General features: G+C 59.4%; 11 protein-coding genes. 4 read left to right on the top strand and 7 right to left on the bottom strand.

Annotated elements, in window-relative coordinates; all coding sequences use genetic code 11:
• Position 1 precedes the first annotated feature (1 nt).
• From copC to TU81_RS11675, 4 genes are all read right to left on the bottom strand, one after another.
• Positions 2-373 carry a copper homeostasis periplasmic binding protein CopC gene (gene copC / locus TU81_RS11690; protein ID WP_038980050.1) on the bottom strand — a complete coding sequence of 124 codons (372 nt, stop codon included), beginning with the start codon at positions 371-373 and terminating at the stop codon, positions 2-4.
• A gap of 55 nt (positions 374-428) precedes the next feature.
• Positions 429-1,343: a copper resistance protein B gene (locus TU81_RS11685; RefSeq protein WP_048395171.1), complete on the bottom strand. Its 915-nt coding sequence runs from the start codon at positions 1,341-1,343 to the stop codon at positions 429-431.
• 10 nt (positions 1,344-1,353) lie between these two features.
• Positions 1,354-3,045, bottom strand: coding sequence for a copper resistance system multicopper oxidase (locus TU81_RS11680; protein WP_048395170.1), 1,692 nt, complete (start codon positions 3,043-3,045; stop codon positions 1,354-1,356).
• Between the two features lie 144 nt (positions 3,046-3,189).
• Positions 3,190-3,894 (bottom strand): murein L,D-transpeptidase catalytic domain family protein, encoded by a 705-nt coding sequence (locus TU81_RS11675; protein ID WP_038980053.1) that lies wholly within the window; start codon positions 3,892-3,894, stop codon positions 3,190-3,192.
• Between the two features lie 81 nt (positions 3,895-3,975).
• Between TU81_RS11675 and TU81_RS11670 the strand changes: the two genes are divergently transcribed.
• Complete coding sequence (locus tag TU81_RS11670) at positions 3,976-5,727, top strand: L,D-transpeptidase family protein (protein ID WP_048395167.1); 1,752 nt, start codon at positions 3,976-3,978, stop codon at positions 5,725-5,727.
• A gap of 4 nt (positions 5,728-5,731) precedes the next feature.
• On the opposite strand, the gene TU81_RS11665 is transcribed toward TU81_RS11670, so the two are convergent.
• Positions 5,732-6,217: a hypothetical protein gene (locus tag TU81_RS11665; protein WP_038980055.1), complete on the bottom strand. Its 486-nt coding sequence runs from the start codon at positions 6,215-6,217 to the stop codon at positions 5,732-5,734.
• 144 nt (positions 6,218-6,361) lie between these two features.
• Here TU81_RS11665 and TU81_RS11660 point away from each other — a divergent pair, with 144 nt between their 5' ends.
• Entirely contained in the window at positions 6,362-7,027 is a 666-nt protein-coding gene (locus tag TU81_RS11660; protein ID WP_038980056.1) for a ribonuclease T2, read from the top strand.
• 190 nt (positions 7,028-7,217) lie between these two features.
• Here TU81_RS11660 and TU81_RS11655 read toward each other — a convergent pair whose 3' ends face one another.
• Positions 7,218-7,871: an HAD family hydrolase gene (locus TU81_RS11655; protein ID WP_038980057.1), complete on the bottom strand. Its 654-nt coding sequence runs from the start codon at positions 7,869-7,871 to the stop codon at positions 7,218-7,220.
• Positions 7,872-8,103: 232 nt separating this feature from the next.
• Between TU81_RS11655 and TU81_RS11650 the strand changes: the two genes are divergently transcribed.
• Complete coding sequence (locus tag TU81_RS11650; protein ID WP_038980058.1) at positions 8,104-9,675, top strand: sensor domain-containing diguanylate cyclase; 1,572 nt, start codon at positions 8,104-8,106, stop codon at positions 9,673-9,675.
• Positions 9,676-9,782: 107 nt separating this feature from the next.
• On the opposite strand, the gene TU81_RS11645 is transcribed toward TU81_RS11650, so the two are convergent.
• A complete protein-coding gene (locus tag TU81_RS11645) occupies positions 9,783-10,106 on the bottom strand; it encodes a hypothetical protein (RefSeq protein WP_390176083.1) in 324 nt (107 codons plus the stop codon).
• Between the two features lie 256 nt (positions 10,107-10,362).
• On the opposite strand from TU81_RS11645, the gene TU81_RS11640 reads away from it, so the two are divergent.
• Positions 10,363-12,948, top strand: a complete 2,586-nt coding sequence (locus TU81_RS11640; protein ID WP_048395165.1) for a bifunctional diguanylate cyclase/phosphodiesterase — start codon at positions 10,363-10,365, stop codon at positions 12,946-12,948.
• Positions 12,949-12,963: the final 15 nt, after the last annotated feature.

Here is a 12,963-nt window from a genome sequence, read left to right as displayed (position 1 = left end):
ATCACTTCACTTTGAACGTAACGTTGCCGGTGATCGGGTGAGTGTCCGAAGACACGGCGCGCCATTCGACTTTGTAGCTGCCGGTGGGCAATGGCGAAAGCGGGGTGATGACCATGGTTTTCGGGTCACTGCCGCCGGAGACTTTGGCTTTCATCGGCATGGGCGAGTGGGCCATGCCGGGCATTGCGGTCATGACCAGTTTGGCGCCGGAGAATTGGGTCACGAGGTTTTCGGAGAAGTGCAGTTCGATCTTGCTTGGCGCCGCGCCATCCGCGCCTTCCGCCGGGGTGGAGGAGAGCAGCTTCGGGTGGGCTTGAGCCAGTGCGCTCATGAGCAGCCCAATGGCAACAGCGGTAGTTTTAATCATGCGCATGCAAGGCCTCTTTCCGCTTTAAGCGGTTGGTTTTTAGGTTTTTGAGTTGAAGCGTTTAGAACCACAACCGAACGCCGACGACGAGGCGGGCTTCGCTGCGGTCCTCGCCTTCGTCCTTGGCGTAGTCGGCGGTTTTGCCGTAGGTGCGGTTCCAGGTCACGCCGATATAGGGCGCGAATTCCCGGCGGATTTCATAGCGCAATCGCAGGCCGGCTTCGGTGTTGGAGAGCCCGGAGCCGATGCCCCGTTGCGGGTCGTTTTTGCCGTAGACGTTGAGCTCGGCGGTCGGCTGCAAAATCAGCCGGTTGGTGAGCAGGATGTCGTAGTCACCTTCCAGTCGTGCGGCGGTCTGGCCACCTTCGCCGATGAAGGCCGTGGCTTCGGCTTCGAAGTTGTACAGCGCCATGCCTTGCACGCCGAACGCGGCCCAGGTTTGCGGATCGCCGGGTTTGAAATCCTGGCGCACGCCGGTCACCACGTCCCACCATGGGCTGATCGCGTGGCCCCAGAGGGCCTGGACTTCGGCGTCTTCGGTTTTGCCATTGACGCGTTCGCCTTCGGAGCGCAGCCACAGGCGATCGATGTCGCCGCCGATCCAGCCGGACAAATCCCACGCCAGGGCGTTGCCGTCGTCGGCGTCCTGCCATTCGAGTTTGTCGGCGAGGAAGTAATGGTTGAGGGCGGTGTCATGTACGGCATGGCCCGCGGGGCTGGCGTACACGGCGGCGCGGTCGGCATCGGTCAGTGCCGGGATCGGCGTGCGGCTTTGGGTCGGCGCGGCGGGCTGCATCTGCCCGTCGTCCATGCTCTGCATTTGACTGTGGTCCATGCTCTGCATTTGGCTGTGATCCATGCCCGGCATCTGGCTATGGTCCATGCCCTGCATGTCATCGGTAGCGGCCATGGCTGAAGAAACCGTAAAGCCAGCGAGCGCCAAAGCGAGGCGGGTAGAGCGAATCAGTCTGGTCATGGGTAGCGCCTCATTCTTCCACGCGAACTTCACGGAACATGCCCATTTCCATGTGGTACAGGAGATGGCAGTGATAGGCCCAGCGGCCGAGCGCATCGGCGGTGACCCGGTAGCTGCGCCGCGATCCCGGCGGCATGTCGATGGTGTGTTTGCGCACCATGAACTGGCCGTTCTCGTCTTCGAGGTCGCTCCACATGCCGTGCAGATGAATGGGGTGAGTCATCATCGTATCGTTGACCAGGACGATGCGGATTCGCTCGCCGTACTTGAGGCGCAGCGGTTCGGCATCGGAGAATTTCACGCCGTCGAACGACCAGGCGAACTTCTCCATGTGGCCGGTCAGGTGCAACTCGATGGTGCGACCGGGCTCGCGGCCGTCAGGGTCTTCGAAGGTGCTGCGCAGGTCTGAGTAGGTCAGCACGCGGCGACCGTTGTCGCGTAGGCCCAGGCCCGGGTCGTCGAGTTTCGGCGAGGTGCTCATGGCTTGCATGTCCACCAGCGGGTTGTCTTTTTCCGTGTCGGGATGGGACTGCATGCCGGCCATGGCGCTGTGATCCATCCCCGCCATATCACCGTGATCCATCCCGCCCATGCCCATGTCATCCATGGTCACCAGAGGTCGCGGATCCAGCGGTGGCACCGGCGCCGACAACCCAGCCTTCGCCGCAAGGGTGCCGCGGGCAAATCCCGTTCGATCCATCGACTGGGCGAACAGTGTGTAGGCGTCCTGGGTCGGCTCGACGATCACATCGAACGTTTCCGCCACCGCGATGCGGAATTCGTCGACGCTCACCGGTTTGACGTGTTGGCCATCCGCCGCGACCACGGTCATTTTCAGGCCGGGGATGCGCACGTCGAAGTAGGTCATCGACGAGCCGTTGATGAAACGCAGGCGCAGCTTTTCACCAGGGCGGAATACGCCCGTCCAGTTCATGTTTGGCGCCTGGCCGTTCATCAAGTAGGTGTAAGTGGTGCCGCTGACGTCCGCCAGATCGGTGGGGTTCATCTTCATCTCGGCCCACATCTTGCGATCGGCGACTGTCGAGCCCCAGCCTTTCTCGCTGACGTCGTGGATGAAATCGCCCACGGTGCGCTTGTGGTAGTTGTAGTAATCGGATTGCTTTTTCAGCGTCTTCATCAGGCCGACGGCGTCTTCGTCGGTCCAGTCGGTGAGCATCACTACATAGTCGCGGTCGTACTGGAACGGCTCCGGTTCCTTGGCGTCGATCACCAATGGCCCGTAAACACCGGACTGTTCCTGAAAACCCGAATGGCTGTGATACCAGTAAGTGCCGTTCTGCCGGACCTTGAACTGGTAGACGTACATCCCGTCCGGCTCGATGCCGTGAAAGCTCAGGCCTGGCACGCCGTCCATGTTGGCGGGCAGCAAGATGCCGTGCCAGTGAATCGAGGTGCTGTCCTTGAGTTTGTTCTTCACCCGCAGCGTGACGGTGTCGCCTTCACGCCAGCGCAGCAGGGGGCCGGGAATGCCACCGTTGATGGTCATCGCCGTTCGAGGGTTGCCGGTGATGTTGACCGGGGTTTCGCCGATGAACAGGTCGAACTCGGTACCGGCCAGCACATTCGGTTCGCCAGGGCTGGTGACCGCCCAGACGGGCGTGCGCCACAGCCCTAGGCCAGCGAGGACTCCGCCAGCGGCGAGGCCCTTCACGAAGGTGCGTCTTGAGGTGTTGGAATGCATGCCGTTTTTTCCGTCCGTCAATCTGGTGAAGCCCTCAGGTCCATCCTGAGCGGAGGAAGAGAACTTCTATAAGAGGAGGCTAACGGGCGGCGCCTTTCAGCAGGCTGAGGCCAACATTACAGTTTTGACAGTTTCACACGGTATTCAATGACTTTTATTCGGCTTGGACGAGTCCGCCACGGTCGCGTTACCGCAATTGATATACGAAGAAGACTTCAACCAGCGTTGATCCGGATAGTAAGAAAACAACAGTTGCCCATCTTTCATCGAGTCGATCAACTGATGCGCAATCGCAGGCCTCACCGCCGGGCAACCCAGGCTTCTACCGATCCGGCCATTCGCCCGCGCCAAGTCAGGACTGACGTACGGCGCGCCATGAATAACGATCGCCCGCTCGAAAGCGTTGTCGTTGAAACCCGGCTCCAGACCTTCCATGCGCAACGAATAGCCGTTCTGCCCGACATAGCTGGACTGGGTTCGGTACAAACCCAGACTGGTGGCGAAGCTGGCATTACGGTTGGAGAACTGACGGGCCATGTTTTCGCCGCTGTTGCGACCGTGGGCGACCAGTTCATGGAACAACAATTTGCGTTGTTTAAGGTCGAACACCCAAAGACGCTGCGCGGTCGAGGGCAGGGAATAATCGATCACTGCTAGTCTTTGAGCCGGAGCCGCACTTTTGGCCCGGCTGCATTGGGAAGCGCGTACGGCCAGGGCAATTACCTTGGCGTTGGCATTGGGGGCCGCTTTGATCAGCGCGGCTTCAAGCGAATCGGCGTAGGCTGCCGGTAAGGTAAACGCGGTCAGCAACAGGGCCGTCATTAAAAAGCCGAAGCGGTCTAGGGCCATACGCAAGTCTCATCTGATTGTTTCGAGTCTAGCAGCGCGCACGACGCTAGCCGGTTGAAAACGGGAGATTAAGGATTATCCATGGGGCAGTTAACAAGGTTATTCGTCATAAGCCGCATATTTTTTATGGGCTTTCTGATAAGCGGCATGGCAATTGCGGAAACTTCGCCGATTGAGCCGTCATCTCCCGTTAGCGTGGTCGCGGAGGCAGCGCCTGGCGACTACGTTGGTCAGGCGATTCAAGCGGCATTGGCGCCATTGAGTTCGGCCTTTCCCCCATTGCTCACCTCGCCGCGTCATCAACGGGTCGACGTTAACCGAGCAGTGCTGGATTTTTATAGCCATCGTGGCTATCGCGCTGCCTGGACGGACGATGACGATGTCGTCCAGTTGTTGAAAAGCCTGAGCGAGACCGGGGTTGATGGCCTGGACCCCGAGGATTTTCGAATTGCCGAACTGGTCACGGCCAGAAACTCGATGCAGACAACTGCGCCAACTCCCGGGCAGCAGGCAGCTTTTGATATCTCGGCGACCCAGACGTTCATCACGGCGCTGCTGCAGCTGCGGCGCGGCAAGGTTGACCCTTCGCGGCTGGACATCCATTGGAATTTCGACCCGCTCGGCATCGACCCTCGGGAGGACGTCAATCTTTTCTTCGCCGCCCTCGACAGCCATGACGTCGCGCGCGCGTTCGCCCAGGCGCCGCCACAAGAAGCGATTTATGGCACGTTGCGACAGGGCCTGGCGCAATTGCGCAGGGTTCGCGACAGTGGCGGCTGGCCAAAGATTCCAGGAGGGCAGACGCTCAGGCCGGGCATGGACGACGCCTCGGTCGCGCAGTTGCGAGCCCGTTTGGTGGCGGGTGGTTATCTGACCGCGAAAATGAACGCGCGCTCCGACTACGACGACACCGTCATGGCGGCGGTGAAGAAGTATCAGACCGAGCAATACCTCGGGGCGGATGGTGTGGCGGGTCCGGCGACACTCGCGGCGCTGAATGTGCCGGTCGAGGCACGAATCGATCAGGTCCGCGTGAACATGGAGCGGGCGCGGTGGCTGTTGTACAAACTTCAGGGCACCTTTGTCATCGTCGACATCGCCGGGTACAAGGTTTCGTTCTATCGCGATGGCAAGTTGACATGGCGCTCCCGGGTGCAGGTGGGCAAACCGTATCGCAGCACGCCAATTTTTCAATCGGAGATCACCTACGTCACGTTCAACCCGACCTGGACCGTGCCGCCGACCATTCTGGTCAAGGATATGCTGCCGAAGATTCGCAACAACCCTGGCTATCTTGATGCAAACCGGATTCGTGTGATCGATCGAGAAGGCAACGTGCTCGACCCGTTGACCGTGGATTGGGACAACCCGCGCGGCCTTACGCTGCGTCAGGATGCAGGGTCGGATAACTCGCTGGGGCAGGTGGTCATTCGCTTTCCCAATGACTATGCGATTTACCTGCACGACACACCGCATCGCGAGTTGTTTGCGCAATCCAATCGCGCGACCAGTTCCGGCTGTATTCGGGTAGAAAACCCGCTGCAGTTGGTGGAGCTGTTGTTCAACGACCCGGTTCGCTGGGACAGCGCAGGGATTCAAAAGCAGTTAGCCAACGGCAAGACGCAGAACATCAGGCTCCCGGTGAAAGTGCCGGTGCTGTTGGCTTATTGGACGGTGGACCTGAGCCTTGATGGGCGAGTGACGTTCAAGCCCGATGTGTATGGGTACGATAAGCCGGTGTTGCGGGCGCTGAATCTGCCTTCGGAGCGGCCAACGCTGGACGGGAGGCGAGCGGCGCCTCCCTCAATGGCGGTAGGGCAGAGCAAGTTGTAGACCCTTAGAGTTCCAACCCCTCTTGTACTACTGAGAGCAGATTGTGCTCCGTCAGCGCTACCGCATCCGGTTGTTGTATGGATTGCTCGATCGCCCGCAGCCACCACTGCGTTTCGCCATGTTCGGTCACGGTTCGCAATAGGTGGGCGAGTTCTTTGTCTGCCGAGCGTATTTCGACTCGTCCGGCACCGTCGGCGGTGAAGCGAGCGACAGGATCGAAGGTGATGCTGTGATGGTTGCCTTCGATCAGCAGTTGGTCGATGGCGTAATCGTAACTCGCCCCGTCCGGAGCCCTCTCGAAAACGTGAGTGGAATTGCGTCGCAGCTTCAGGCCCACTTCGATCAGTGGCTGAAGCCAGGTTTCGATCTGGTGATACAGCTCATAGACCTGGGCAGGCCAGCTGTCGATGGCCTGATCGGCGATGGTCGCGTCGGCACTGGTTTGCCGGGATTGTTTCAGCTTCTCGGCGAGCTCGTCTGCTTTACTCATTTCGATTTCCTGTCGTGATGTCAGTTAATCGTAGCTCCTTCAAGGTCATGCGGTTTTGCCTTGCGTCATGCGATTGAAACACCCGCGTGACAAAACCATTCTTCGGCCCTTTACGGCCAAATCAATCATCCCAAGGAGTGGGTAATGAAGAAATTTTACGCAATCGTCGCGTTGATCGCGCTGACCTTCGGCAACATCGGCCTGAGCAGCGCCCGCGAAACCCAGAGCAGTAAAGTCCAGGCGGAATCGGTTGCAGGGGTGTTCGATTACTACCTGTTGACGCTCTCTTGGTCGCCGACCTTCTGCCTGACTCACAAAGACGATGCGCAATGCTCCGGTAAAGGCTACGGCTTCGTGCTTCACGGTCTCTGGCCGCAATACGCCAAGGGTGGCTGGCCGGAGTCTTGCCCACCGAGGGTGACCTTGTCGCCGGCGGAAAACGCCAAGGGCCTGACCTTGTTCCCGACCCAGAAGCTGCTCAATCACGAATGGGCCAAGCACGGCACGTGCAGCGGTCTCGGTGCCATGGGTTACCTGGACGCGTCCGACAAGGCGCTTGGTGCGGTCAAGATCCCGCAGAAGCTGCAACCGTTCAGCAGCTCGTATTACTTTGAAGCCCAGGAAATCGCGCAGATGTTTCGCCAAAGCAACCCCGGGATCCCAGCCAATGGCATTGCCGTGATTTGCAATGGCCCGGAGTTGTCGGAAGTACGGGTGTGCATGGGCAAGGACCTGGGGTTCGGCGCGTGCGGGAAGGGCGTGAAGACGCAATGCCGGGCGGGGGATATTCGGGTTCCGCCTTCGCGGTGATGGGTTGGCTGTCGGTACGGTCCTGAAAAAAATGGGGCGTCCTTAGGGGCCGATTCCAGTCAGTCAAGGTGCGTAAACCTGCGGGAGCGGGCTTGCTCGCGAAGACGGCGGCACAGTCAACATTGAAGTCGCCTGAGACACCGCTTTCGCGAGCAAGCCCGCTCCCACAGGTTCCACATCTTAACTGGCATTATTTCGCTGATTGACTTTGTTCTACAGGCAGCCCAAGCGCCACCAGTTCCTCGCGCAATTGTTCCGGGCTGAAGAACTGAACCGCATGAAATCCCGTCCGGCGTGCTCCCGCAATATTCGGCGCATGATCATCGATGAACACCGCGCGGCGGCTATCAACGTCAAACCGCGATAGCAGTAACTGAAAAATCTCCGGCGAAGGTTTGATAATCCCCTCGGCACCCGATACCAGAATGCCTTCGAATCGCTGCAAGAACTCAAAGCGTTCAAGGGCAATCGGAAAGGTTTCGGCGGACCAGTTGGTCAGTGCCAATAACCGCACGCCTTTGGCATGCAGTTCATCGAGGATGTGCACCGTCTCTTCTATGGCGCCATCGAGCATTTCTACCCAGCGCTCGCGGTAGGCGCGAATCAAGGCCTCCTGGGACGGATGTCGGGCGATGGCTTCCTCAATCGCCTCCTGCCAGGTTCTGCCTTGGTCCTGTTGTTCGTTCCAGGCGGTATGGCAGACCTCTGACAGGAAAGTTTCCATGGCCTCCAGGTCTTCACCGAACAGCTTTCGGTAAAGGTTTCTGGGGTTCCAGCGAATAAGGACATTACCGAGATCGAACACAACGGTGTCAATGGGGGCGGAGTGGTGCGCAGCGCTCATGTTTTTCCTCCTTGGGTAAACGGGCCGGGGTAGGCGCGGCAGCCGATATCGAAGCGTTCGATAGGCTCCTGAGGTTTTTCATCCTAGCAGAGACGGTTTTTGTATTTCACTCGCGCGGGTACTTGGTCTCTGTAAAACTGGCGCAATTGCCCCGCACAACCCCGTAGAGTAAGCTCAAAAAGAATAAGGGTTTTGGGCCTTTGCCCATGCCTTACCCTTTCAGGACTCGCTTTTGCCTATCCCCATTCCCGATCCGCACCACGCGCCCGAGGGTGCCTTGAAGCGGCTGCCCCTGCTCAAAGCCGCGGTGCTGTTTATTGCGGCGGTGTGCCTCTGCCTCTGTGGGCTGCTTTACCTGCAACTGGAGCAGTCGCGTCGGCATGACCTGGCGTTGGCCGAGGTGTCATCATCGAACCTGACTCGGGCCATGGCGCAGCAGGCCGAAGACACGTTCATGAAAGCCGATCTGGTGCTGACCAGTCTGGTGGACTGGATTGAGGCTGAGGGTTTCGACGTTGCCCAGACGCCACGCTTGCAGAAAACCTTCGCGCGGCGGGTGCAGGCGTTGCATCAATTGCACGGGATATTTCTGTTCGACAAGCGGGGGCAATGGGTCGTGACGTCGTTCGAAAATCTGCCCCGTGGCCCAGGTGTAGCGGACCGCGAATATTTCAGGTTTCACCAGCAGAACGTATCGTCCCAGGCACACATCGGCCCGGCGATTCGCAGTCGGGAGAATGGCGAATGGATCATTCCGGTTTCCAGGCGGGTAAACGATCAGGACGGCAATTTCCAGGGCGTGTTGCTGGCCGGGATCAAGATGTCGTACTTCGATCAGTTCTTCAAAAGCTTCAGCCTCGATAACAATGGCACGATGTTTTTGGCGTTGGCCGATGGAACACTGCTGGCGCGACGGCCGTTTGTGGAATCGCAGATCGGCACGTCATTGGCTCAGGGCGAGATTTTTCAAACACTCTTGCCCAGTGCGACATCGGGCAACGCCATGATCGGCTCGGTGGTGGATGGCATCGTCCGGTTGTATGGCTACCGTCAGCTCGATGCCTATCCCGTGGTGGTCGCGGCGGCATCTTCCGAAGACGCGATCTTCAAGGACTGGTACGACACGGCGATTCGATCCAGTGTGATCGTCGCTCTGGTCGTCCTTGGCGTGGGGTTGTTCGGTTGGATGTTCATTCATCAGGTGCGCGCGGGCGAGCGCATTGAGGCGGATTTGCGCGAGGCGCAGAAAACCCTGGAATTGATCGCCACCCACGACAGCCTGACCGGGTTGGCCAATCGTCGATTGTTCGAGCGGGCGCTGGAGATCGAGTTCGGGCGCGGTGCCCGGCGGTCGAGTCCGCTGAGCCTGATCATGCTCGATATCGATTATTTCAAGCGCTATAACGACGCCTACGGTCATGTGGCGGGGGACCATTGCCTGGCCGAAGTGGCGCGGGCGCTGAAGAGTTGCTGTCACCGCAATGCCGATCTGGCGGTGCGCTACGGCGGTGAAGAGTTCGCGGTGTTGCTGCCGGACACCGACGTTCATGGTGCGCTGACGATCGCCGAGCAGATCCGCCGCAGCGTCATGGACAAGAACATCATCCACAGCGGCTCACCCACGGGCTACGTGACGGTCAGCCTTGGCTGTTATTCGTTTGTGCCGACAGGGCACGACAGCACCGAAATGTTGATCAAGCGCGCGGATGCGGCGTTGTACCAGGCCAAGCATTCGGGGCGAAATCGTTCGGCGGTGCTGTCCATGGAGGGGGGCGTCGAGGCACTGATGCGCTCGGACCGCTGAAATTTTCCTCCATGGGGGGCAACCTGTAGGAGCCAGGCTTGCCGGCGAAGGCGTCCTTGAGAGTGCCTTCGCCGGCAAGCCTGGCTCCTACAGGTCCGATATTGGTGTCATGGATTGCTTTTATGCGTCGAACTACCCGTCCCACCGCCAGCACCGCCAGTGCCACCTCCGGCAGACCCCGTTCCGCCTCCGGCACCCGAGCCGGAGCCGCTGGCCCCGCCATCGGTGCCCGTGCCGCTGCTTCCATGGGTGTCCGAACTTGTCCCGCCCGCAGGCGAGCCGGGGGTGTTGTCGGGTGGCATCGTCGAGCTGCTGATGCCGCCGGACTTGGTGCCGGTGGCGTCCGCGCCATCTCCGGACGCCGCAAAAATGTTGGCAGATGCCCCGGCCAACAGTCCGGCCAATAACAGGGAGGTGATGCTGATGTTCATCAGGGTACGTATCCACAAAATGAGCCGTTATCTGATATTGGTGCGGTGGCGAGGCGGTTGGTGCCGGTTGGATGACAAGTGGTGGGGCGGGATGGCACGGAGCCTGGGTTCTTCAAGTGCGGCAATGACTTGCGTTATTCAGGGGCGATGACCGAGCATGGCTGCTATGGTCAGTGGAGAGCCTGGCTGTCATGACGACAGACCAGACCCCGCCGGCCTCACCCGATAAGGCGATCGATTGACAGGAAACAAGTGCATGGATTTGACCGCCATTACCACCGCTGCACCTGCGCGTCATACACCGATTACCCGCAACCTGATGTTGGTCATCGGCCTGCTGTTTGTAGTTGGGGTGTTGATCGCGCTGATGGCCCTGTTCAGCATTGCCGCACGGCTCGATGCTCAGGATCTGAGCAAAACCACGTTCTACACGCAACGCGCACTTGAGAACCGCATCACCGCCTCGAAAAACTACATTGCCAGTTACGCCAACTGGACGACCGCCTACGACCATCTGAACGACAAGGTCGATGTGCAGTGGGCCTACGTCGATCAGAACGTGGGTAAAACCCTGTTCACTATCGATCATTACGATGGCGTTTTCGTGATCGATCGTCAGCGAACCAAATACGCCATAGTGCGCGGGCTTCAGGTGCAGGGCGAAGCGACGGCCTATCTGTCGACGTCGATGGCGAGCCTCATAGAGGAGGTTCAGAGCCAGGAGAGCCTCATCGAGCCTGTCAGCCGGTACACCTTGTTCGAAGGCAAACCGGCGTTGTTGACGGCGGCCGCGATCGTGCCCAATGACGAACGCCCGGCGGTCGATCCCAAGAGCACCTCAGTGCTGATATATGTCGATCAATTGAACCCTGAAAAGCTCAATACCTTGAGTGCCGATTACGGGTTGAATGATTTGAGCCTGACGGCCGACGACGGCATTGTTCCTGGTCAGCCAGCTGTGGCTCTGACCGGCACCGGTTACAGCCTGGTCTCCCGACTTGAGCGGCCGGGTCACCAATTGCTCTGGTCGCTGCTGCCGCCCCTGGGTGGAGCGCTGTTGATTCTGGCGTTGTTGACGGCGTACTTTTTTCGATATGTCCTGCGCACGTCCGGGCATGTGGACGCCAGTTACACCAGTCTCGACTTGTCGAACCAGGCGCTGGAGGCCAGTGAAGAGCGTTTTCGTGCAGTGGCCGAGGCCGCGTCCGACTGGATCTGGGAAATCGACGACCAGCATTGCATCACCTATCTGTCGGGGCGTTTCAGCACCGTCACCGGATTTTCCGATCAGCAATGGTTGGGGCAGAACATCGGGCAACTGCTCAACTGCGACACAACGCCCTTGTCGCTATGGCTGAACAAACTTGATGAAGAGCAAGCCGTCAGCCACTTGCGCTGCTCTTACCGCGATCAGTCGGGGCAACAACGGGTGTGCCGGGTGTCGGCGCGACCGATCCAGCGCAAGGGCGCGGTACTGGGTTTTCGCGGGACGGCCAGCGACATCACCGATGAAGTCGCCGCCCATGCGCAGATCCAGCATCTGTCGCTGCACGACGCACTGACTGGCTTGCCGAACCGCAACAAGCTGGCACGCTACCTTGAAGACGCGCTGGCACTGAAAGAGCAATCGGCGGCGTTGACGTTGTTGATGATCGACCTGGATAACTTCAAGCCGATCAACGATTCCCTCGGCCACCCGGCCGGCGATGCGGTATTGCTGGAAGTGGCGATCCGTTTGCGCGAGTGTACGCGGGATATCGATCTGGTTGCCCGATTGGGTGGCGACGAGTTCGTGCTGGTGCTCCACGGCATGGACAGCCACGCGGAAATCGACCGGTTCTGCGAGCGCTTGCTCGACAGCCTGCATCAACCGATTAATTACGATCATCACACGCTGCACATCGGTGCGAGCATCGGTATCGCCCTGAGTCGGCGCCAGGGGCATCTTCCGGAGGAGCTGATTCGCTGTGCCGATATCGCGTTGTATCAGGCCAAGTCCAATGGCAAGAAGACATGGTGCTACTTTGCGGCGCACATGAACGATCAGATCCAGCACCGCCGACAACTGGAAAGCGACCTGCGCCAGGCGATCAAGAACAACGAATTCGTGATGCATTACCAGCCGCGTTATCACGTCGATGGCAAGCAGATCGTCTCGGTCGAAGCGCTGCTGCGCTGGCAGCATCCGGTGCAAGGCTTGTTGAACCCCGACGCGTTTATTCCATTGGCCGAGCAGACCGATCTGATCGTGCCATTAGGGCGCTGGGTGTTGCGCGAGGCGTGCGAGACGGCCCTGACCTGGCCGGGCGCGATGATGGTGTCGGTCAACTTGTCGCCGGTGCAGTTTGCCCGTAGCGATGTGATTGAGGATGTCCGGGAGGCGTTGATCCAGAGCCGATTGCCCGCCAGTCGACTGGAACTGGAGATCACGGAAAACGTGATGCTCATCGACGTCGATGGCGCCTTGGCGACCATGAATGCACTCAAGGAGTTGGGCGTACGACTGAACATGGACGACTTCGGCACCGGTTATTCTTCGCTGGGTTACCTGCGCACGTACCCGTTCGACGGGATCAAGATCGACAAGCGCTTCATTGCGTCCATGAGCAATGGCAGCAACGATCGCGCCGTGGTGCAGGCGATCATCAACCTGGGCAAGGCCATGGGCCTGACCGTCACCGCAGAGGGCGTCGAGACACTGGAGCAACTGGACTTCCTGATCTCGGACCAGTGCCATGAAGTGCAGGGGTTCTACCTCAGTCGGCCGGTGGACAAGTATGCTCTGCTGCCGTTGCTCAAGGCATCAAGGGATGATTTTCCGCCGCAGGGCACGCACCTTTAGTCGCCTGTTTCGTGC

Origin of the sequence: Pseudomonas lini (genome assembly GCF_001042905.1) — a bacterium.
GTDB lineage: Bacteria > Pseudomonadota > Gammaproteobacteria > Pseudomonadales > Pseudomonadaceae > Aquipseudomonas > Aquipseudomonas lini.
Note: the sequence above shows the minus strand (reverse complement) of the source record. Positions and strands in the feature narration are given on the sequence as shown.

Excerpts from the sequence above, each read along its gene's own strand:
- TU81_RS11685 (WP_048395171.1), bottom strand. The coding sequence starts at position 1,343 with ATGACCAGACTGATTCGCTCTACCCGCCTCGCTTTGGCGCTCGCTGGC.
- TU81_RS11675 (WP_038980053.1), bottom strand. The coding sequence starts at position 3,894 with ATGGCCCTAGACCGCTTCGGCTTTTTAATGACGGCCCTGTTGCTGACC.
- copC (WP_038980050.1), bottom strand. The coding sequence starts at position 373 with ATGCGCATGATTAAAACTACCGCTGTTGCCATTGGGCTGCTCATGAGC.
- TU81_RS11640 (WP_048395165.1), top strand. The coding sequence starts at position 10,363 with ATGGATTTGACCGCCATTACCACCGCTGCACCTGCGCGTCATACACCG.
- TU81_RS11680 (WP_048395170.1), bottom strand. The coding sequence starts at position 3,045 with ATGCATTCCAACACCTCAAGACGCACCTTCGTGAAGGGCCTCGCCGCT.
- TU81_RS11665 (WP_038980055.1), bottom strand. The coding sequence starts at position 6,217 with ATGAGTAAAGCAGACGAGCTCGCCGAGAAGCTGAAACAATCCCGGCAA.
- TU81_RS11670 (WP_048395167.1), top strand. The coding sequence starts at position 3,976 with ATGGGGCAGTTAACAAGGTTATTCGTCATAAGCCGCATATTTTTTATG.
- TU81_RS11660 (WP_038980056.1), top strand. The coding sequence starts at position 6,362 with ATGAAGAAATTTTACGCAATCGTCGCGTTGATCGCGCTGACCTTCGGC.
- TU81_RS11645 (WP_390176083.1), bottom strand. The coding sequence starts at position 10,106 with ATGAACATCAGCATCACCTCCCTGTTATTGGCCGGACTGTTGGCCGGG.
- TU81_RS11655 (WP_038980057.1), bottom strand. The coding sequence starts at position 7,871 with ATGAGCGCTGCGCACCACTCCGCCCCCATTGACACCGTTGTGTTCGAT.